The following is a 19,804-nucleotide window of genomic DNA, read 5'->3' as shown; positions in this document are numbered from 1 at the left end:
GCACCTGGGTTTGGACAGGGGCAAGCCGGGGGGGGGGGACGGGGTGATGTTGGCGTCGTGAGAGGGACGCGGCCTGCGGCCACTGCTACGGGCGTAGCAGCGGCCGCAGGCCGCGTCAGGGCACGATCACTTCAACGGCGGGGTGCGCGGCGGGATCTGCCGCAGGTTGCCGGTGGCCTCGAACGCCGCCGCCAGTTGCAGCAGGCTCGAATCGTCATAGGCGCGGCCGGCGAAGGTCAGGCCCGCGGGCATGCCGATGTCGGCCATCACGCCCATGGGCACGGTGACGGTGGGCACGCCCAGGTGGCGGATGGCGAGGTTGCCGTTGGCCACCCACACGCCGTTGCTCCAGGCGATGTCCGCCGAGGCCGGGTTGACGTCGGCGTCCGCCGGGCCCACGTCGGCGACGGTGGGGAACAGCACGGCGTCGAGCTTGAGGCGGTCCATCCAGTCTTCCAGGTCCAGCCGGCGGGTCTGCTCCAGGCCGCGCAGGCCGTCGGGCAGGGTGCTGATCTGGTCCCACGGGGTGATGCCGCGCTCGGCCATGCGCACGTACTCGTCCATGCCGGCCGCCAGGTCGCCCTCGCGGTTGGGCAGGGTGCCCGGGTCGTGGGGGAAGATCTGCGGGCCGTCGACGTCCACCAGGCGGTTGAGCTGCGGGTCGCCGTTGGCCTGCAGGAAGTCGTCGAACGCCCAGGCGCTCAGGTCCCACAGTTCATGGTGCATGAACTCCTTGGACACCAGGCCGCGGTTGAACACCGTTGGCGCGCCCGGGCGGTCGCCCTCGCAGTTGGACACCAGCGGGAAGTCCACCTCGACCACTTCGGCGCCGGCGGCTTCCAGGGCCTTGCGTGCCTGCTGCCACAGGTCGATGACGCTGTCACGGGTGTTGATGCGCTGGCCGGTGGGGCCGCCGATGCCCGGGGCTTCGGAGGTGCCGGCTTCGTCGTCGGCATTGATGTACATGCGCGGCACGCCCAGGCGCTTGCCGGCCAGGGCGGTGCTGCTGGCGGCCAGTTCCAGGTAGGAGGCCGGGCGCACCGAGGCCACGCTGGGGATCGGCACCCAGGGTTGCAGGCGCCACAGGTCGCCGCGGGTGTCCGGGTCTTCGGCCACCACCACGTCCAGCACTTCCAGCAGGTCGGCCATGGTGCGCGCGTAAGGCACCACCACGTCCATGGTCGGCGTCAGCGGCCAGTTGCCGCGCACCGAGATCACCCCGCGCGACGGCGTGTAGGCGCACAGGCCGTTGTTGGAGGCAGGGCCACGGCCGCTGGACCAGGTTTCTTCGGCCAGGCCGAACGCCGAGTAGCTGGCTGCGGTGGCGGTGCCGGCACCGTTGGACGAGCCCGAGGCGAACGGCGCGGTGAGGTAGTTGGCGTTGTAGGGGCTTTCGGCACGGCCATAGACGCCGCGCTGCATGCCGCCGTTGGCCATGGGCGGCATGTTGGTCTTGCCCAGGCAGATGGCGCCGCCGGCGCGCAGGCGCTCGATGGTGAAGGCGTCGCGCTGGGCCACCAGCTTGGCGAACGCCGGGCTGCCGGACGCGGCCGTCAGGCCCTTGACCAGGTAGCTGTCCTTGGCGGTGTAGGGGATGCCGTCCAGCGGGCCCAGGGTTTCACCACGGGCGCGACGGGCGTCGGAGGCACGGGCTTCTTCCAGCGCCTGGGGGTTGCGCGCCACCACCGCGTTGAGCGCGGTGGCCGTAGCCGGGCCGTCGTAGGCGTCGATGCGCGCCAGGTAGGCCTGCACCAGTTCCACGGCAGTGGTCTGGCCTGATTCAAGCGCAGCACGCAGCTGGGCAATGGAAACTTCGGTGACCTCGATCATGCTGCTACCGCCAATGGCTGAAGGTAAATAGAGAGGGAAATGGGGTGACTGTAACCTGGCGCGCCAGGGGTATCACTTCTCGTCGTGGAGGTGTTCATAGGGTTCTCGTTGCGTCGCCTCAGGGGACGGTGCTGAATTTACCCTGTGAGCATTATATTGAACAGTGCGAAAAACATTCTTCACAGCGAAATTCGCCCGCACGTCACCTCCGGGAGGGCATTTGACACCTCCCAGAACACGTCATACGATGTCCTACAAATCCATCGTGCCGCTGTCGACTGGGTTCAATAAAAACAAAAAGGAAGCCACAGCATGACTATCGATATCGGGCCCGCTCCCCGGGGCCGCGCCGTTCCCCCGCAAGCCGCCGCCGTCCCCCGCACCCTCACCAGCCGTTACCGCTGGACCATCTGCGCCCTGTTGTTCGTGGCCATCGGCATCAACTACATCGACCGCCAGATGATCGGCATCCTCAAGCCCACCCTGGCGGCCGAATTGAAGTGGTCGGAGAGTGACTACGCCTCCATCGTGTTCTGGTTCCAGTGCGCCTATGCCATCGGCTTCCTGACGTTCGGCCGGGTGATCGACAAGGTCGGCGTGCGTATCGGCTACGCCCTGGCCTTCACCCTGTGGACCATCGCCAGCGTCTGCCACGGCCTGGTGAACGGCGTGACGCAGTTCGCCATGGCGCGCTTTGCCTTGGGCTTCGGCGAGTCGGGCAGCTTTCCCGCCAGCCTCAAGGCCGTGTCGGAATGGTTCCCGCAGAAGGAGCGGGCCCAGGCCACCGGTATCTTCAACGCCGGCACCGCGTTCGGGCCCATCGTCACGCCACTGCTGGTGCCGGCCATCACCCTGGCGTGGGGCTGGCGTGCGGCATTCATCTCCATCGGCATCGTGACGGCCCTGTGGCTGATCGCCTGGCTGCTGATGTACCGCAGCCCGCAGGAACACAAGCGGGTCAGCGCCTCGGAGCTTGAGTACATTCAATCCGATACCGACCCGTCGCTGCCGGTGGACGCCACTCCTGCCAAGTTCTCCTGGTTCAAGCTGCTGACCTTCCGAGAAACCTGGGCCTACGCCGCCGGCAAGTTCCTCACCGACCCGATCTGGTGGCTGTACCTGTTCTGGCTGCCGGACTTCCTCGGCAAGACCTACGGCCTGGACCTGAAGTCCTTCGGCCCGCCGCTGATTGCCGTGTACCTGCTGGCTGACGTGGGTTCGGTGCTGGGTGGCTGGGGCTCGTCGCGGCAGCTGAAGAACGGCCGCGGCGCCAACGCCGCGCGCAAGACCACCATGCTGATCTGCGCCCTGGCGGTCATTCCCATCGTCACCGCGCAGTTCGTCTCCAACCTGTGGCTGGTGGTGGCCATCATTGGCCTGGCCGCTGCGGCGCACCAGGCCTGGTCGGCCAACCTGATGACCCTGCCATCCGACCTGTTCCCCAAACAGGCTGTGGCCTCGGTGATCGGCATCGGCGGCACCGCTGGCGCCATGGGCGGCATGCTGATGACCACCTACAACGGCTACATCCTTGACGTGTTCAAATCCTACCAGCCGATCTTCATCGTGGCGGGCAGCGCGTACCTGGTGGCGATCGTGGTGATTCATGTGCTGACGCCACGGCTGAAGCCGGTGGCGGCGGAGCGGTTGCTCAGAAGTTGAGGTGGGCCCCTGGACGCGGCCTGGTGGCCGCTGCTACAGGGGCTGCGTCACTTTCACCACAACGGCGGCGGTGCGCTCACGGCCTGGCCAATCACTTCGATGGCACGCTCTACGTCGGCTTCGCTGGTGTAGCGGCCCAGGCTCAGGCGTACGCTGCGCAGGGCTTGTTCGGGGCTAAGGCCCAGGGCCAGCAGCACGTGGGAGGGGCCGGCGCTGGCGGAGTTGCAGGCGGAGGTTGAGGACAGCGCCAGGTCGTTGGCCAGGCGGGCGCTGTTGAAGCCGGGCACGTCGATGCACAGGTTCAGGGTGTGGGGAATGCGTTGGCGTGGACAGCCGTTGAGGCTGACGCCCGGCAGTTGCAGCAGGCCGTCGCGCAGGCGCGCGGAGAGGGCCTGGATGCGTTGCTGTTCTTCTTCCAGGTGGGCGCTGGCCAACGCGTAGGCGCTGCCCATGCCGACGATCTGGTGGGTGGCCAGGGTGCCCGAGCGCAGGCCCTGTTCATGGCCGCCGCCGTGAATCTGCGCGCGCAGGGCAGGGCGGGCGCGTTCGCCTACGTACAGGGCGCCGATGCCCTTGGGGCCGTAGCTTTTGTGCGCCGAGATGGACAGCAGGTCCACCGGCCACTGGCCGAGGTCAATGGCCACCTTGCCGGTGCCCTGGGCGGCGTCCACGTGCATCAGCGCGCCGTGGTCGCGGACCAGCTGGCCGATGGCGGCGACGTCGGTGAGCGTGCCCAATTCGTTGTTCACCAGCATCAGCGAGACCAGCAGGGTGTCGTCGCGCAAGGCGGCGCGCACCGCTTCGGGCTGGATCAGGCCCTGGGCATCGGGCTGCAGGCGGGTGATCTCGAAGCCCTGCTGTTCCAGTTCATTGGCGGTGTCGAGGATGGCCTTGTGTTCCAGCACGCTGGTGATGATGTGCCGGTGCGTGGGGCTGGCTGCGGCGGCCACGCCCTTGAGCGCCAGGTTGTTGGATTCGGTGGCGCCGCTGGTCCAGACCAGGCTGTCGGCGGGTGCGCCGATCAATTCGCCCACCTGGCGGCGGGCCGATTCCACGGCCAGTTTGGCGCGCTGGCCGAAGGCATGGGAGCTGGAGGCCGGGTTGCCGAAATTGCCGGCCTGGCCCAGGCACTCGACCATGGCGGCGATCACGCGGTCGTCGACGGGGGTGGTGGCGGCGTAGTCGAAATACAACGGGGTGCTGGGCATGGGGCGTCCCTTTCTTCCTGCGGGTCAGTGATGAAGAAAGCTTACCCGCAGGAAGGGGGAAAATTATTGATTTATGCGCGCCAATATTGCCTGTGCGTAGAATATTTTTCGCTGTTGGGCTGGATTGTTGGAATAAGGCTGCAGACGCGGCCTTGCGGCCGCTGCTACGGGTTAGAGGGTGACAATTTCCACCCAGTTGGCGCCGTTGCCGGTGGGGTAGCGGCCGTTGAGGCTGAGGCGGCCGGTGGCGGGGTCGATGTCGAACACCGACAGCTGCGTGGATTTTTCCCCGGTGCAGATCAGGTGGCGGCTGTCGGCGCTGATGGCAAAGCCGCGCGGCTGCTTCTCGGCGGCAAAGGTGCCGACCAGGCTGAGAGTGCCGTGGGCCTTGTCCACCTTGAACGCCGACAGCACGCTGCTGGTGCGCTCGCTGGTGTACAGGTAGTTGCCGTCGGGCGTGACGTGGATGTCGGCGGCCCAGATGTCCTGGCTGTTGTCGGCGTGGGCCTGCATGGCGGGCGTGGCGACCCGCGACGGGCCACGCGGCGCGCCCGGCTTCAAGCCGTGGTCGGCGGGCAGGCTGCTGCTGACGGCCACTTGGGTGAGCTGGCCGCTGTTGGCGTCCAGGGCGTAGCTGATGACCTTGTCCTGCAGCTCGTCCAGCACGTAGACGAAGCGGTTGTCCGGCGCGAACGCCAGGTGGCGCGGCCCCAGGCCCTCGGGCGCGGCCAGGTGGGCGGGGGCGTAGGGGGTGACGGCGCCGGTGGTGCTGTCGAAGTGGTATTGCAGCACGCGCTCGCCGCCCAGGTTGGCCACCAGCAGGGTGCGGTTGGCCTTGTCGATGCGCACCGAGTGAGCGTTCTGCGCGGTCTTGAGGGTGTGCAGCGGAGCGTCGGCGACCTTGGCCTGGTCGACGCGGGTGACGGTCATGATGTCGTTGTCGTAGGAGGCGCCAAACAGGTAGTGGCCGGTCTGGTCCAGGGAAATGTAGGCGTAGCTGTCCGGAGCAGGGCTTTCGCTGACCTGGGTCAGGTGGCCGTCGCCCGGGGCGATGCTGAAGGTCTGCACGCGGTAGGGCTGCGAGCGCACGGCGGCGTACAGGCGGCTGCGGTCGGGGCTCACGGCCATGGGCATAACGTTGGCGCCGGCCTTGGCGACCTGGCCGGGGGTGAGCGTGCCGTTGGCGGCGTCCAGCTGGTAGGTGGACACAGTGCCATCGGCGGCGTTGGAGACGTAGACGAAGGTAGAGGCCATGGTTACCTGACTGGCTAGGGTGGCGAAAAGGAAGGGAATGGCCCGGCGGGCCAGGCGTGGAAGCGGGGAGGGCATGGGCACGACTCCTTGTTATTGTGCCTTGAGGTTATCAGACGTCGTATGACGATGGCTAGCCTTCGCCTCGCCGTGTAGCCGCTGCCGCAGGCTGCGCTGGACCTGTGCCTCACTGCAGATTTGCAGCGGACACCAAGCCCAGCGTAGCCTACGGCAGCGGCTACAGATCGCGTCAGGTAAACCCAACCACCGCATGGGGAATATACGGCGCCTGCAGCTGTTCGATCTCCTCGGGCTCGAGCTTCAGCGCCAATGCTGCCACGGCATCGGTCAGGTGCTCGGCCTTCGAGGCGCCCACCAGCGGCGCGGTCACGCCCGGAGTCTGCATCACCCACGCCAGCGCCACCTGGGCGCGTGGCACGCCGCGGGCTGCGGCCACCCTTGCCACGGCCTCGACGATCTGCCGGTCGCTGTCCTCGGTGTGGGGCTGGTACAGGCTCTTGCCGTAGTCGTCGGTCTCGGTGCGCGCGGTGCCCTGGTGCCAGTCGCGGGTCAGGCGGCCGCGGGCCAGCGGGCTCCAGGGCAGCACGGCGATGCCGGCGTCGCGGCACAGCGGCAGCATCTCGCGCTCTTCTTCGCGGTTGATCAGGTTGAGGTGGTCCTGCATCGACACAAACTTCGTCCAGCCGTGGCGCTCCGAAGTGGCCAGGGCCTTGGCGAATTGCCAGGCGTGCATGGACGAGGCGCCGATGTGCAGGGCCTTGCCGGCCTTGACCACGTCGTGCAGCGCTTCCAGGGTTTCCTCGATGGGCGTGTCGTAGTCCCAGCGGTGGATCTGGTACAGGTCGACGTAGTCGGTGCCCAGGCGGCGCAGGCTGTTGTCGATCTCGGTGAAAATGGCCTTGCGCGACAGGCCGCCGACGTTGGGCGCCGCGCGCATCGGGAAGTACACCTTGGTGGCGATGACGATCTCGTCGCGCCGGGCATAGTCGTGCAAGGCGCGGCCGACGATCTCCTCGCTGGTGCCGTCGGAGTAGCTGTTGGCGGTGTCGAAGAAGTTGATGCCCAGTTCCAGCGCCTGCTTGATCAGCGGGCGGCTGGCCTGTTCGTCCAGGGTCCAGGGGTGTTTGCCGCGGTTGGGCACCCCGTAGGTCATGCAGCCCAGGGCCAGGGGGGAAACCTTGAGGCCCGTGCTGCCCAGGTTGACGGTCTTCATGCAGCGCTCCTGTGGTCGAAATGGTCCATTTTGCGTCTCCAGCCTAGTCCCGGGCCCCGCCGGGGTGCAACTGGCGGCGCATAAATGGCATGATGGGAATCTTTATTGCTGGGGTTGTACCGTCGGCAAGGTTTTCGAGTGGGGAGTGTTGAACAAATGGCTGCGCAACAAACAATCACGGTGATCCCGCCTGGCTTTGCCCTGAACGGACAGGTTTCGCCACCCGGGTCGAAATCGATCACCAACCGTGCGCTGCTGCTGGCCGCCCTGGCCAAGGGCACCAGCCGCCTGGATGGCGCGCTGAAAAGCGACGATACACGGCACATGTCCAATGCCCTGCGGCAGATGGGCGTGGTCATCGACGAGCCGGACGACACCACCTTCGTGGTCACCAGCAGCGGCCAGCTGCAGGTGCCGGCCGAGCCACTGTTCCTGGGCAACGCCGGCACCGCCGTGCGCTTCCTGACCGCCGCCGTGGCCACGGTCAACGGCGACGTCACCCTGGACGGCGACCACTACATGCAGAAGCGCCCGATTGGCCCGCTGCTGGCGTCGTTGCGCGCCGGCGGCGTCGATGTGCACAGCGCCACCGGCTGCCCGCCGGTGCAAGTCAAGGGCACCGGCCGCCTGCAGGCCCAGCGTTTCGAGATCGATGGCGGCCTGTCCAGCCAGTACGTCTCGGCCCTGCTGATGGTCGCCGCCTGCGGCACCGCGCCCATCGACGTGGCCCTGACCGGCAAGGACATCGGCGCCCGCGGCTACGTGGACCTGACCCTGGCCTGCATGCGCGCCTTCGGTGCCCAGGTGGAGCAGCTGGACGACGTCACTTGGCGCGTGCAGCCCACCGGCTACGTGGCCGGTGACTATTTCATCGAGCCGGATGCTTCGGCCGCCACTTACCTGTGGGCGGCCCAGGCCCTCACCGGCGGGCGTATCGACCTGGGCGTGGCCGACGATGCCTTCACCCAGCCCGATGCCAAGGCCCAGGACTACATCGCCCAGTTCCCGCACATGCCCGCCGTGATCAACGGCTCGCAGATGCAGGACGCCATTCCGACCCTGGCGGTGCTGGCGGCGTTCAACGCCACGCCGGTGCGCTTCGTGGAACTGGCCAACCTGCGCGTCAAGGAATGCGACCGCGTGGCGGCGCTGGACGATGGCCTGAACGCCATTCGCCCGGGCTTGTCGACGGTGGAAGGTGACGACCTGCTGGTGCACGCCGACCCGGCCCTGGCCGGCACCACCTGTGACGCGCTGATCGACACCCATTCCGACCACCGCATTGCCATGTGCTTTGCCCTGGCCGGTCTGAAAGTGGCGGGCATCCGCATCCAGGACCCGCTGTGCGTGGGCAAGACCTACCCGCGCTACTGGGACGCCCTGGCTTCGCTGGGCGTGACCTACACCCACGGTTGAGTCAGAAGGTGCCGAAGCCACGCGCCATCAGCGTGGCCATCAACGGCACCAGCACCAGCAGCGCCAGTTCCAGGCGGATGACCATCGTCATCTGCCGCACACTGGCCGCGCTCACGGCCGGCGCCCTGCCGGCCTTGACCGCCGCGCGCCAACCCAGCAAGCGCATGGTGGGCAGGATCGACAACAGCCCGATCAGCACGAACAGCGCCACCTTGGCGTGGAAGTAGCTGTTGTGCAGGTAATACGTGGGCCCCTTGGCGAACCACAGCAGGCGCGCCAGCCCCGTCAGCAGCACCAGCCCGGCAGCGATCCCGAACAGCATGTCCACGCGAATCAGGCTGCTTGCCTGGGCCAGTGTCGGCTCGGGTTTAAGCAACACATGCTCCAGCGACAGCAGAGCGAACAGCGCGAAGATCGACAGGTAATGCAGGTAGGCGGCGATGGCTTGGCTCATGGCAGCGACTCGGCAGCAAGGACACCCTTCACCGTAGCAGCTGCCGCAGGCTGCGTCCGGCGCCGCCGCGGTCTGCCTGCTGCACCGCGTAGTACATGACGCGGCCGGTGGCCGCTGCTACAGGAGTGCGGTGCGTAGCAGCTGCCGCAGGCTGCGTCCGGCTACACCGCGGTATGCCTGCTGCACCGCGTAGGCCATGACGCGGCCGGTGGCCGCTGCTACAGGAGTGCGGTGCGTAGCAGCTGCCGCAGGCTGCGTCCGGCGGCGCCACGGTTTGCCTGTTGCACCGCGTAGTACATGACGCGGCCTGCGGCCGCTGCTACAGGAATGCGGTGCGTAGCAGCTGCCGCAGGCTGCGTCCGGCGCCGCCGCGGTTTGCCTGTTGCACCGCGTAGGCCATGACGCGGCCGGCGGCCGCTGCTACAGGAGTGCGGTGCGTAGCAGCTGCCGCAGGCTGCGTCCGGCGCCGCCACGGTTTGCCTGCTGCACCGCGTAGGCCATGACGCGGCCTGCGGCCGCTGCTACAGGATAGCGGTGCGTAGCAGCTGCCGCAGGCTGCGTCCGGCGCCGCCGCGGTTTGCCTGTTGCACCGCGTAGTACGTGACGCGGCCGGTGGCCGCTGCTACAGGGATGCGTCCGGCGTCGCCGAGCGGCTGGCGAGGAAGCTCAGCAGCGTGTCGGTGACGAAACCGGGGTTCTCCAGGTTGGAGATATGCCCGGCGTCGGGCACCAGCACCTGCGCGCAGCCGATCAGCCGGGCCATTTCCACTGTTTCGTGGGGTGGCCGGGGGATGTCGCGGTCGCCGCACATCACCAGGGTCTTGCGCGGGTCCAGCTCATGCAGGCGGTCGCGCAGGTCTTCGCGGCCGAAGATGATGCGCCCCAGGGGCGCGATGCTCTGGCGCGCCACCTCGGCCGGCATTGCCGCCAGCGCGGCACGGAACGCCCGGCACAGCGGCGACTGCAGGTCGGCGTCGGGGTGGAAGTACATGGGCACGACGATGTCCAGCAGCGCCGGGCTCATGCCGCCTTCATCCTCCAGCTGGCGCAGCAGCGAGAAATAATACTGGCGCTTGGGTTCGTCCTCGGCGCCCACGTAGGTGTCCATCAGCACCAGCCGGTCGATGCGTTCGGGCGCGTCCATGGCCAGCTTCGCGCCCCACATGCCGCCTACCGACAGGCCCACCAGGTTGCAGCGCTCGACGCCCAGGTGGTCCAGCAGCGCGACGGCCTGGCGGGCCAGGTCGGTGAGCGAGCGGGTGCTGGCGGGCAGTGACCCGGAGGCGCCGTGGCCCCAGAGCTCGGGCACGATGACCCGGTAGTGGTCCTGCAGGGCCTGCACCTGGGGCGCCCACATGTGCTGGTCCCACAGGTAGCTGTGGGCCAGCAGGATGACTTCACCCGTTCCCTGGTCGGTGTAGTGCAGTGGATGGCCGTCGATGATGAAGTGGGGCATGGGCTATTCCTTCGTCCTGAAAATAATGCGCCCCGGCAAGGTTGCTCAGGGCATGTCCAGCCTATGCCGAAGCCGGCCGTTTTCCCAACGCACGCGCAGGCCTTTGTGTTTCACCAAGTAACCCAGGGCCACCGCCGCCGCCAGCAGGCCCGAGGCCGCGCCGATGCCCAGGGCCCAGCGCGGGCCGCAGACGTCGGCCACCCAGCCGACCACCGGCGCCCCCAGCGGCGTACCCCCCACGGCGATGGCCAGCAGGATGGCCATAACCCGCCCGCGCATGGCCGGCTCGGTGGACAGCTGCACGGCGCTGTTGGCGGTGGTGGTGAAGGTTTGTGCAGAAATACCCACGGCCGTCAGGGTCAGGCCGAACCACCAGTAGCCGGGCATCAGCGCCGCCAGGCCGGTGCCCAGGCCAAACAACAGGGCGCCGGCCAGCAGCGCGCCCATGCGCGGGGTAGCGCGGCTGGCCGAGAGCAGGGCGCCGAGCACCGAGCCCACGGCCATGCACGAGGTGAGCACGCCGTATTCACTGGCGCCCTGGTGGAACACCGTGACCGACATGGTGGAAATGAAGATCGGGAAGTTGAGGCCGAAGGTGCCGATCAGGAAATACATCCACAGGATCGCCAGCAGGTCGGGCCGCCGCCACACGTAGGCGAAGCCCTCGGCCAGGCCGGCGCGGCTGCTCTTGGTGCGTTCCAGCGGGCGCAGGTCGGCCACGCGCAGCCAGCGCAGTGACACCAGCACGGCGCCGAACGAGGCAGCGTTGAGCAGGAACACCCAGCCGCTGCCGATGGCGGCGATCAGCACCCCGGCCACGGCCGGGCCGATCATGCGCGCAGCATTGAACGAGGTGGAATTGAGCGCCACGGCGTTGGACAGTTCCTTGTCGCCCACCAGCTCCGCGACGAAGGTCTGGCGGGCGGTGGAGTCGAAGGCGCTGACGCAGCCGAACAGGAAGGCGAAGACGTACACGTGCCACAACTGCACGACGCCGGTGAGGGTGAGTAACCCCAGCGCCAACGCCAGGGCGCCGGACAGCGCCTGGGTGGTCATCACCAGCTTGCGGCGGTCGAAGTGGTCGGCGGCAAGGCCGGTGAAGGGCATCAGCAGCAGGTAGGGGCCGAACTGCAGGGCCATGACGATGCCCACGGCGGTGGCGCTTTCGTGGGTCAGTTGCACCAGCACCAGCCAGTCCTGCGCCGTGCGTTGCATCCAGGTGCCGATGTTGGAGATCAACGCGCCGCTGGCCCAGACGCGGTAGTTGTAGATGCGGAGCGAGCGGAAGGTGCCTTTCACAAAACCGGTTCCCGAAGACTGGAGCGAAGACAGAAAGCCGTTAGCTTCCTATCTTCGATCTTCAGTGGCCCGGCGTCAGGCTGTCAAGCGCCGTGCTCAGTGCGCGCTGCTGGCCTTGTGTTCCAGGCGGCCCACGGGCCCCAGCCATTGGCCGGCCTGTTGGTCGAGCCATTGCTGGGCCGTGGGCGCGTGCTTGACCGTGGCGTCGAGCCAGGCGGTGCTGATGGCCGCCACGCTGGCGGCCTGGCGACGGTCCACGCCCAGGTCCACCGGCTTGGCGCCGCCACGGCCTTCGCCGCCAGGCCCGCCCGGGCCACCGCCTTCGGGGCCGCCGCCGTGGTGGCGCTCACCCTTGCTCTCGCCGGGTTTGCTGCCGCCGCCGGCGTGCGCCACGGTGCCGGACAGGTCCTTGTGGCTGGCGTCCTGCAGGCGCAACTGGTAGCCGCCCTGGGTGCCCAGGCCGGCGAAGAAGGCAAAGCGCTGCTGGGCGCTGGCCACCCAGCTGAAGGGATCTTCGTCCATCGGGCCGGTGACGCTGAGCACTGGCGTATCGACCTGGGCGAAGCGCGCAGGGTCGGCGCCGGCAGCCACGTAGGGGCTGAGGACGATGGCACCCAACGGCCGCCACTCGGTCAGGCGCGGCTGCCCGGCGTCGCGCTCGCCGGCCAGGGCGGCGGCGGTCTGCGCGCCCAGGTCGTAGCCGGCGACCACGGTGCGCTGTACGTCCACGGCGTTGAAACCGGCTTCACCGGCCAGGCCGCGGCGGCGCACCTCGGCGAGTACGGTCACCACCTCGGCGACCCGTGCCTGCAAGGCCTGGTCGCCGTAGCTGTTGGCGGCGATGCCACGGAAGGCGCCGGCCTGGGCGTCGGCCGACTTATAGACCGATGAGTCGTAACGGGTCGGCTGCACGGTCAGCACCGCGTAGCCGGCGTTGGCCCAGCTCTGGCGCCACAGCTGGCCGGCGCTGTCGTCTTCGCCAAGGCCCGGCAGGTAGACCACCAGCGGCACGTTTTTCTGGCCGGCGGGCACCAGTAGCGACAGGTTGACCTGGTGGGTGCCCCAGGTCCAGCGCGTGGCCCAGCCGTCGAGCTTGTTGGACTGGCCGGGGTTGTAGGCGGTCTTGAGGTATTCCTGCAGCGACACCATGCCGTCGTCATCGGCGGGCGGTGGGCTGGAACAGGCGCCCAGGGCGGCCAGCGCAACGGCGGCGGCCAGGGGGCGGAGGAAACGGGCAAGGGTAAAAGGCAGCATTGACATAACGACTCTGCTTGAACAGGAAACGAAAGCGGCGATTATGCAGAACCCGCGGGCCAGATAGGGCGCGGGGCGGGTAAAAGCTGGGTAAATTTTTGCTACATGAACCGGGTATGTTGGATACATTCCTGTAGCCGCTGCCGCAGGCTGCGCTGGCCCTGTGCCTCGGCGAAGATCTCCAGTGCACTCGGGGGCCAGCGCAGCCTGGCGGCAGCGGCTACGGAAATCGCGGTGGCCGTTTGGCTTGCGTGTCGGCTTGGCTCGCCTAAGCTACAGCCGAGCCTGTTGAAAAAACTTACAAATTCAACGCCATAAGCCGGACCTTTCGCCCAGTCCTGTAGTCATTAGGGCGTCAATATGAAATGGAGGTGTACATGCTCATTCGGTCTCTGGCCCTGGCTGCCCTTGTAGCGCTCGCCGGCCCCGTGCTGGCCGCCGACAGCGACTCGCCGTTGGCGCAGGAGCAGGGCAAGACCCGGCCCTTGATCATCATCGCGCGCAGCTCGGTGGACCCCACCCTGGTGCATTTCCAGGACGCGCTGAAGGACCCGGCCAACAAGCAGGCCTTCGCCCAGCGCAGCCTGGTGCTGTACACCGTGGTCAATATGATTGGCCAGCGCGACGGCAAGAACCTCGACCCCCAGGCCACAATGGCCCTGATCCGCAGCCTGAGCCTGGGCGCCGGCGAGCTGCCCAAGACCATCCTGGTGGGCAAGGACGGCACCAAGAAGCTGGAGAAGAGCGGCCCGGTTGAGCTCAAGGAAGTGTTCGACACCGTGGACGCCATGCCCATGGCCGAGAAGGAAGCGGCAGCGCCAGCCCCGGCGGCGCCAGCGGCAGAGCCGGGCAAGCCAGCCAAGGGCGCCAAGGCGGGCAAGCCGGCGAAGGCTGCAGAGCCGCAGTCGCTGGACGATTGAGCGGGCGGGACGCGGCCTGCGGCCGCTGCTACGGGTGTGCGTAGCAGCGGCCGCAGGCCGCGTCCAGGCTCGTTCAGGGAATCAACCGCTCTGCCCGCAACTGCGCAAACACATCGAAGAACGCCTGGTCACTGGCCTGGAAATCGACGAAACCCAGCCGCCGGCTCTTGGACATGTCGGTCACCACTTCCACCGGCCGGCCCAGGTCGGCGTCGGTATGCCACGGCGAGATCAGCCGCTCGATATCACGTTCCTGCAAGCCATGTTCAGCCGCCAGGGCGCTCCAGGTGGCCTGGTCGCCGGCCATCTGTTCGGCCAGGGGCATGGGCTGCTCGGGGAACGGCGCCGCCTCCAGGCCAAACCAGTCGGCAATGCGCCCCCACATCCAGCTCCAGCGGAACACGTCACCATTGGTGACATTGAAGGCCTCGTTGGCCGCCGCTGGCGTGGTAGCGGCCCACAGCAGCTGGCGGGCGAGGATGCGCGCGTCGGTCATGTCGGTGAGGCTGTCCCACTGCACCCGCGAGCCGGGGAACACGAACGGCCGGCCCGTGGCCTTGCACACGCTGGCGTAGACGGCGAGGGTGGTGGCCATGTTCATGGCGTTGCCCACGGCCACGCCGGTGATGGTGTGCGGGCGGTGCACGCTCCAGGTGAAATGGTCGCGCTTGGCGGCGGCGAACAGCTCGTCTTCCTGGGCGTAGTAGAAGTTTTCCACGTCCAGGCGGCCCTGGCTTTCGCGGAATGGCGTCTGTGGCAGGCTGCCCTGGCCGTAGGCCTCGAACGGGCCCAGGTAGTGCTTGAGGCCGGTGACCAGTGCCACGTGGCGCAGGCTGCGGGCGCCGCGCAGGGCGTCGAGCACGTTGCGCACCATGCCGGCGTTGACGCGGATGTTTTCCGCCTCGCTGGCCTGGCGCGCCCAGGTGGTGATGAACAGGTGGGTGGGTGACAGGCCGGCGAGGGCACTGGCCAGGGCGGCGGGGTCTTGCAGGTCGGCGGCAATGGGGATGATGCCCGGCGCCAGGTCCGGGTGGCGCGACAGGCCCGCCACCTTCCAGTTGGTGTTCTCGGCCAGCACGCGGGTCACCGCGCGGCCGACGATGCCACTGGCACCCACTACCAATGCAATTTCTGTCATGTCTGCCTCTGTGCAACAACAAATGTTGTTACACCTTAACGGCAGATGGCGTGCGATCCAACCCGTGCGGCCCTGGGACGCAGCCTCAATTCACCGCAACAGCCGCCCCCGCGCGCTGCAACAACTGCTGATTGCGCGCCGACAACTGCTCCAGCACAAACCCCTTGCCAGCCTTCTCATACCGCGCCGCCAGCGCTTCCAGCGCGGCAATCGCCGAATGGTCGGCCAGGTGCAGGTGGCGGCAGTCGACGATGACCTCATCCGGGTCGTTGCGTGGGTCGAACAGTGCCTGGAAGTGCGTGGTCGAGGCGAAGAACAGCGTGCCGTGGGGGGTGTAGCGCTTGCGCCCGGGCTGGCTGGCGTCGGCGTCGGCGCGGATTTCCCGGGCGTGCTGCCAGGCGAACGCCAACGCCGCGATGAGAATGCCGCACAGCACGGCCGTCGCCAGGTCAGTGAACACGGTGATCACGGTCACCGCCACGATCACCACCGCGTCCTGGCGCGGCACCTTGCCCAGCACCCGCAGCGAGCCCCAGGCGAAGGTCTGCTGAGCCACCACGAACATCACCCCGGCCAGGGCGGCCAGCGGAATGCGCTCGATCAGCGGCGACAGGAACAGAATGAACAGCAGCACCATGATGCCGCTCACCACCCCCGACAGCCGCCCACGGCCGCCGGAGCTGAGGTTAATCACCGTCTGGCCGATCATGGCGCAACCGCCCATGCCGCCGAACAGGCCCGACGCCACGTTGGCCACGCCCAGCGCCACGCACTCACGGTTGGGCTGGCCCTGGGTCTCGGTCAGCTCGTCGGTGAGGTTGAAGGTCAGCAGAGTTTCCAGCAGGCCGACCATGGCCATCAGCACCGCATAGGGGGCGATGATCTTCAGGGTCTCAAGGTTCAGCGGCACGCTAGGCCAGTGCAGGCTGGGCAGGCCACCGGCGATGTGCGCCATGTCGCTGAGGGTGCGGGTGGGCAGGCCCAGGGCATACACCAGCAGGCTGACGCCGACGATGGCCACCAGCGCCGGCGGCACCGCGCGGGTCAGCCGCGGCAGCAGGTAGACAATGGCCATGGTCAGCGCCACCAGGCCCAGCATGGTCGCCAGCGGCGTACCTTGCAGCCAGCTGTTGCCGACCTTGAAGTGCTCCAGCTGCGACAGCGCGATGATGATCGCCAGGCCGTTGACGAAGCCCAGCATCACCGGGTGCGGCACCATGCGGACCAGCTTGCCCAGGCGCAGCAGGCCGAACAGCACCATGATCAACCCGCCCAGCACCACCGTGGCCAGCAGGTACTGCACGCCGTGCTGCACCACCAACGCCACGATGACCACGGCCATGGAGCCGGCGGCGCCGGAGATCATCGCCGGGCGGCCGCCGAACAGCGCGGTCAGGGTGCAGATGATGAAGGCGCCGTACAGGCCCATCAATGGGTTGAGTTGCGCCACCAGGGCGAAGGCGATGCACTCCGGCACCAGGGCGAACGATGACGTCAGCCCGGCCAGGACGTTGCCGCGAATGGAAGACAGGGACATGGGTTTCCTTGCGTGAACAGCCAAACCCGCCTGGGGACAGGCGAGCGCGTGAAAAGGGAATGGTGGCCATTTTAAAGAGAAATGGACCGGACCGACCACTTATTTTGACCGTCGGCGGTTGTCGTACCTCCGCCTGGATGGTTTAGACTCAGCCGTCCACCTTGCTGCCTGTCCATAACAACAAATCCCGATTGCAACAGGAGTCGCACCATGGAGCACCTTTCGCTGGGCCTCGTCGGCTACGGCAAGATCGCCCAGGACCAGCACGTGCCGGCCATCCTCGGCAACCCGGCCTGGCGCTTGCAGGCCGTGGCCACCCTGGGCCAGCCGTGCCCCGGCGTGGCCAATTTCCGCAGCCTCGACGCGCTGCTGGCCGACGGCCCGGCCGTGGCCGCCGTGGCTTTCTGCACGCCGCCCCAGGGCCGCTACGCCCAGGTGCGCGAGGCGTTGCTGGCCGGCAAGCACGTGCTGGTGGAAAAGCCGCCGTGCGCCAGCCTCGGCGAGGCCATGGCGCTGGTGGACCTGGCCCGCGCCCGGGGCGTCAGCTGCCTGTTCGCCTGGCACTCGCGCTTCGCCCCGGCCGTGCAGCCAGCGCGCCAGTGGCTGGAGGGGCGGGTGCTGCGCAGCGTGGCCATCACCTGGAAGGAAGACGTGCGCAAATGGCACCCCGGCCAGGCGTGGATCTGGCAGGCCGGTGGCCAGGGCGTGTTCGACCCGGGCATCAACGCCTTGTCCATCGTCACTGCGCTGCTGCCCGAACCGCTGTTCGTCACCGCCGCGCAGCTGGACGTGCCGGCCAACCACCAGGCGCCCATCGCCGCGCGCCTGCAGATGGCCGACGCCCGCGGCCTGCCGGTGACCGCCGAGTTTGACTGGGACCACCCTGAGCCGGACATCTGGCGCATCGTCATCGAGACCGACGCAGGCGTGCTGCGCCTGGAGCAGGGCGGTGCGGCGCTGTTCATCGATGACCAGCCCCAGGCGCTGCCGCCGGAAGCCGAATACCCGTCGCTGTACGCGCATTTCGCCCAGCTGATCCAGCGCCAGGCCAGCGACGCCGACCTGCAACCGCTGCGCCTGGTGGCCGACGCCTTCATGGCCGGCAGCCGCACGCTGGTTGCGCAGTTTCATGAATAACGCCGCATTCGTAGCCGCTGCCGCCAGGCTGCGCTGGCCGTCCCGCACGCCGGAGATCTTCGGTATGCTCAGGGGCCAGCGCAGCCTTCGGCAGCGGCTACAGGTTGTCTCAACATCCGTTCACATCGAGGGAGTCCCGTATGTACCCGCAAGTGCAGCTTTACATCAACGGTCAATGGCAGAACGCGGCGGACGGGCGCAGCATCCCCGTGGTCAACCCCGCCACCGGTGACACCATCGGCAGCGTGGCCCACGCCGACATCGCCGACCTGGACCAGGCCCTGGCCGCCGCCCAGCGGGGCTTCGAGACCTGGCGCAAGGTCAGCGCCTTCGACCGCTACAAAATCATGCGCAAGGCCGGCGAGCTGCTGCGCGAACGCGCCGACCACATCGCCACGCTGATGACCCTGGAACAGGGCAAGCCGGTGGCCGAGGCCCGTGCCGAAACCCTGGCCGCCGCCGACATCATCGACTGGCTGGCCGAGGAAGGCCGCCGCAGCTACGGCCGCATCGTGCCGTCGCGCGCCCAGGGCATCGAGCAGCGGGTGATCAGCGAGCCGGTGGGCCCGGTGGCCGCCTTCACGCCATGGAACTTCCCCATCAACCAGGTGGTGCGCAAGCTGTCCTCGGCCTTGGCCGCTGGCTGCTCGATCATCGTCAAGGCCCCGGAAGAAACCCCGGCGTCGCCTGCCGAGCTGATCCGCGCCTTTGCCGACGCCGGTGTGCCGGCCGGGGTGATTGGCCTGGTGTATGGCGTGCCGGCGGATATTTCCGGCTACCTGATTCCGCACCCGGTGATCCGCAAGGTCACCTTCACCGGCTCCACCCCGGTGGGCAAGCAGCTGGCCGCCATGGCCGGCCTGCACATGAAACCGGCGACCATGGAACTGGGCGGCCACGCGCCGGCCATCGTCTTCGCCGACGCCGACGTGGAAAAGGCCGTGCAACTGCTGGTGGCGTCCAAGTTCCGCAACGCCGGGCAAGTGTGCGTATCGCCGACGCGCTTCCTGGTGCAGCGTGAAGTGTTCGAGACCTTCCTGACCCGCTTCGTCGAGCTGGCCGGCAAGATCAAGGTCGGCAACGGCCTGGAAGAGGGCACGCTGATGGGCCCGCTGGCCAACGACCGTCGCGCCCCGGCCCTGCAGGCCCTGGTGGACGACGCGCGCAGCCAGGGCGCTACCGTGCACCTGGGTGGCAAGGCCATCGACGGCCCGGGCTACTTCTTCGCGCCAACAGTGATCAGCGGCCTGAACACCGGCATGCGCCTGATGAACGAGGAGCCGTTCGGGCCGGTGGCGCTGATCGTGCCGTTCGACACCGTGGAAGAAGCCATTGCCGAGGCCAACCGCCTGCCGTTCGGCCTGGCGGCCTACGCCTTCACCAGCACCTCGAAAACCGCCCAGGCCCTGAGTGACGGGGTGGAAGCGGGCATGCTGTCGATCAACCACCTGGGCATCGGCCTGCCGGAGATCCCGTTCGGCGGCATCAAGGATTCCGGTCACGGTTCGGAAGGCGGCACCGAGGCGATCGAGGCGTACCTGGTGACCAAGCTGGTGACCCACCTGGGTTGACCTCCACCCCCGTAGCAGCTGCCGCAGGCGGCGTCCCGGGCCTTGCGTAAGGCCTCGGACGCAGCCTTCGGCAGCTGCTACGGGGTTTACAGGCCGTACAGCTCGCGGTACTCGTCCCAGCTCATGCCGGCCATCTCGGCCACTTCCTTGTGCACCTCCAGGCGCTGCGCCTGGAATTCCTCTGGCGTCGCCGCCGTCAATTGCAAGGTCAGCTCCCAGGCGAACAGGCCCTGGGCCTCGGCTTCCTGCTCGAACGCCTCGTGCAGGCGCTCGGCGCGGTACTGCGCGGCGGTCATGCCGGCCGCCTGGGCTTCCAGCGGGTTGAGGTGGTCCAGCTGCTGGCGGAGCTCGTCGCGGGCGGCCAGGAAACGCTCCAGGGCGGCGGGGTGACGCTGTTCGGGGTCGATCATCATGTACCTGATGGGCAGTGGCAGTGC

Annotated in this window: 16 protein-coding genes; 5 read left to right on the top strand and 11 right to left on the bottom strand. The window is 68.0% G+C overall.

All coding sequences use genetic code 11. The annotated features are described in order from the left end of the window. Window positions 1-126: 126 nt before the first annotated feature. Window positions 127-1,830, bottom strand: a complete 1,704-nt coding sequence (locus tag AC0Z2B_RS17830; protein ID WP_476298401.1) for an amidase — start codon at window positions 1,828-1,830, stop codon at window positions 127-129. A 312-nt stretch (window positions 1,831-2,142) separates the two neighbouring features. Between AC0Z2B_RS17830 and AC0Z2B_RS17825 the strand changes: the two genes are divergently transcribed. After that, window positions 2,143-3,492 carry an MFS transporter gene (locus AC0Z2B_RS17825; RefSeq protein WP_476298399.1) on the top strand — a complete coding sequence of 450 codons (1,350 nt, stop codon included), beginning with the start codon at window positions 2,143-2,145 and terminating at the stop codon, window positions 3,490-3,492. A 53-nt stretch (window positions 3,493-3,545) separates the two neighbouring features. Here AC0Z2B_RS17825 and AC0Z2B_RS17820 read toward each other — a convergent pair whose 3' ends face one another. From AC0Z2B_RS17820 to AC0Z2B_RS17810, 3 genes are all read right to left on the bottom strand, one after another. Then, window positions 3,546-4,700 carry a cysteine desulfurase family protein gene (locus AC0Z2B_RS17820; RefSeq protein ID WP_476298397.1) on the bottom strand — a complete coding sequence of 385 codons (1,155 nt, stop codon included), beginning with the start codon at window positions 4,698-4,700 and terminating at the stop codon, window positions 3,546-3,548. A gap of 171 nt (window positions 4,701-4,871) precedes the next feature. Beyond that, entirely contained in the window at window positions 4,872-6,029 is a 1,158-nt protein-coding gene (locus tag AC0Z2B_RS17815) for a lactonase family protein (protein WP_476298395.1), read from the bottom strand. A gap of 172 nt (window positions 6,030-6,201) precedes the next feature. Continuing rightward, window positions 6,202-7,185, bottom strand: a complete 984-nt coding sequence (locus AC0Z2B_RS17810; protein WP_476298393.1) for an aldo/keto reductase — start codon at window positions 7,183-7,185, stop codon at window positions 6,202-6,204. 156 nt (window positions 7,186-7,341) lie between these two features. On the opposite strand from AC0Z2B_RS17810, the gene aroA reads away from it, so the two are divergent. Further along, window positions 7,342-8,601 (top strand): 3-phosphoshikimate 1-carboxyvinyltransferase, encoded by a 1,260-nt coding sequence (gene aroA, locus AC0Z2B_RS17805; RefSeq protein WP_416424473.1) that lies wholly within the window; start codon window positions 7,342-7,344, stop codon window positions 8,599-8,601. A gap of 1 nt (window position 8,602) precedes the next feature. On the opposite strand, the gene AC0Z2B_RS17800 is transcribed toward aroA, so the two are convergent. The 4 genes from AC0Z2B_RS17800 to AC0Z2B_RS17785 all read right to left on the bottom strand — a co-directional run bounded on the left by AC0Z2B_RS17800 (window position 8,603) and on the right by AC0Z2B_RS17785 (window position 13,070). Further along, window positions 8,603-9,055: a DUF2214 family protein gene (locus tag AC0Z2B_RS17800; protein ID WP_476298390.1), complete on the bottom strand. Its 453-nt coding sequence runs from the start codon at window positions 9,053-9,055 to the stop codon at window positions 8,603-8,605. A gap of 622 nt (window positions 9,056-9,677) precedes the next feature. Then, window positions 9,678-10,511 (bottom strand): alpha/beta fold hydrolase, encoded by an 834-nt coding sequence (locus AC0Z2B_RS17795; RefSeq protein ID WP_476298388.1) that lies wholly within the window; start codon window positions 10,509-10,511, stop codon window positions 9,678-9,680. Between the two features lie 45 nt (window positions 10,512-10,556). Next, the gene (locus AC0Z2B_RS17790; RefSeq protein WP_476298386.1) at window positions 10,557-11,810 is read right to left on the bottom strand and encodes an MFS transporter; all 1,254 of its coding nucleotides are present in this window, start codon (window positions 11,808-11,810) and stop codon (window positions 10,557-10,559) included. Between the two features lie 96 nt (window positions 11,811-11,906). Next, window positions 11,907-13,070 carry an alpha/beta hydrolase family protein gene (locus AC0Z2B_RS17785; protein ID WP_476298384.1) on the bottom strand — a complete coding sequence of 388 codons (1,164 nt, stop codon included), beginning with the start codon at window positions 13,068-13,070 and terminating at the stop codon, window positions 11,907-11,909. Window positions 13,071-13,441: 371 nt separating this feature from the next. On the opposite strand from AC0Z2B_RS17785, the gene AC0Z2B_RS17780 reads away from it, so the two are divergent. Continuing rightward, window positions 13,442-13,984, top strand: coding sequence for a DUF4174 domain-containing protein (locus AC0Z2B_RS17780; RefSeq protein WP_476298382.1), 543 nt, complete (start codon window positions 13,442-13,444; stop codon window positions 13,982-13,984). 73 nt (window positions 13,985-14,057) lie between these two features. On the opposite strand, the gene AC0Z2B_RS17775 is transcribed toward AC0Z2B_RS17780, so the two are convergent. Then, on the bottom strand, window positions 14,058-15,122 hold the full coding sequence (locus tag AC0Z2B_RS17775; RefSeq protein WP_476298380.1) for an SDR family oxidoreductase: 1,065 nt from the start codon (window positions 15,120-15,122) through the stop codon (window positions 14,058-14,060). Between the two features lie 85 nt (window positions 15,123-15,207). After that, window positions 15,208-16,659: a SulP family inorganic anion transporter gene (locus AC0Z2B_RS17770; RefSeq protein WP_476298378.1), complete on the bottom strand. Its 1,452-nt coding sequence runs from the start codon at window positions 16,657-16,659 to the stop codon at window positions 15,208-15,210. A gap of 210 nt (window positions 16,660-16,869) precedes the next feature. Between AC0Z2B_RS17770 and AC0Z2B_RS17765 the strand changes: the two genes are divergently transcribed. Together AC0Z2B_RS17765 and AC0Z2B_RS17760 are read left to right on the top strand one after the other, a co-directional pair. Next, the gene (locus AC0Z2B_RS17765) at window positions 16,870-17,796 is read left to right on the top strand and encodes a Gfo/Idh/MocA family protein (RefSeq protein WP_476298376.1); all 927 of its coding nucleotides are present in this window, start codon (window positions 16,870-16,872) and stop codon (window positions 17,794-17,796) included. Window positions 17,797-17,936: 140 nt separating this feature from the next. Beyond that, window positions 17,937-19,367: an NAD-dependent succinate-semialdehyde dehydrogenase gene (locus AC0Z2B_RS17760; RefSeq protein WP_476298374.1), complete on the top strand. Its 1,431-nt coding sequence runs from the start codon at window positions 17,937-17,939 to the stop codon at window positions 19,365-19,367. Between the two features lie 86 nt (window positions 19,368-19,453). Here the strand turns inward: AC0Z2B_RS17760 and AC0Z2B_RS17755 are convergent, their stop codons facing one another. After that, window positions 19,454-19,777 (bottom strand): DUF6388 family protein, encoded by a 324-nt coding sequence (locus AC0Z2B_RS17755; protein ID WP_476298372.1) that lies wholly within the window; start codon window positions 19,775-19,777, stop codon window positions 19,454-19,456. Between the last annotated feature and the right edge of the window lie 27 nt (window positions 19,778-19,804).

Source organism: Pseudomonas sp. GYB4201, from assembly GCF_056312595.1.
The sequence above is the reverse complement of the archived record's forward strand: the minus strand, read 5'-3'. Positions and strand labels throughout refer to the sequence as shown.

Excerpts from the sequence above, each read along its gene's own strand:
- AC0Z2B_RS17830 (WP_476298401.1), bottom strand. The coding sequence starts at position 1,830 with ATGATCGAGGTCACCGAAGTTTCCATTGCCCAGCTGCGTGCTGCGCTT.
- AC0Z2B_RS17825 (WP_476298399.1), top strand. The coding sequence starts at position 2,143 with ATGACTATCGATATCGGGCCCGCTCCCCGGGGCCGCGCCGTTCCCCCG.
- AC0Z2B_RS17820 (WP_476298397.1), bottom strand. The coding sequence starts at position 4,700 with ATGCCCAGCACCCCGTTGTATTTCGACTACGCCGCCACCACCCCCGTC.
- AC0Z2B_RS17815 (WP_476298395.1), bottom strand. The coding sequence starts at position 6,029 with ATGCCCTCCCCGCTTCCACGCCTGGCCCGCCGGGCCATTCCCTTCCTT.
- AC0Z2B_RS17810 (WP_476298393.1), bottom strand. The coding sequence starts at position 7,185 with ATGAAGACCGTCAACCTGGGCAGCACGGGCCTCAAGGTTTCCCCCCTG.
- aroA (WP_416424473.1), top strand. The coding sequence starts at position 7,342 with ATGGCTGCGCAACAAACAATCACGGTGATCCCGCCTGGCTTTGCCCTG.
- AC0Z2B_RS17800 (WP_476298390.1), bottom strand. The coding sequence starts at position 9,055 with ATGAGCCAAGCCATCGCCGCCTACCTGCATTACCTGTCGATCTTCGCG.
- AC0Z2B_RS17795 (WP_476298388.1), bottom strand. The coding sequence starts at position 10,511 with ATGCCCCACTTCATCATCGACGGCCATCCACTGCACTACACCGACCAG.
- AC0Z2B_RS17785 (WP_476298384.1), bottom strand. The coding sequence starts at position 13,070 with ATGTCAATGCTGCCTTTTACCCTTGCCCGTTTCCTCCGCCCCCTGGCC.
- AC0Z2B_RS17780 (WP_476298382.1), top strand. The coding sequence starts at position 13,442 with ATGCTCATTCGGTCTCTGGCCCTGGCTGCCCTTGTAGCGCTCGCCGGC.
- AC0Z2B_RS17775 (WP_476298380.1), bottom strand. The coding sequence starts at position 15,122 with ATGACAGAAATTGCATTGGTAGTGGGTGCCAGTGGCATCGTCGGCCGC.
- AC0Z2B_RS17770 (WP_476298378.1), bottom strand. The coding sequence starts at position 16,659 with ATGTCCCTGTCTTCCATTCGCGGCAACGTCCTGGCCGGGCTGACGTCA.
- AC0Z2B_RS17765 (WP_476298376.1), top strand. The coding sequence starts at position 16,870 with ATGGAGCACCTTTCGCTGGGCCTCGTCGGCTACGGCAAGATCGCCCAG.
- AC0Z2B_RS17760 (WP_476298374.1), top strand. The coding sequence starts at position 17,937 with ATGTACCCGCAAGTGCAGCTTTACATCAACGGTCAATGGCAGAACGCG.
- AC0Z2B_RS17755 (WP_476298372.1), bottom strand. The coding sequence starts at position 19,777 with ATGATCGACCCCGAACAGCGTCACCCCGCCGCCCTGGAGCGTTTCCTG.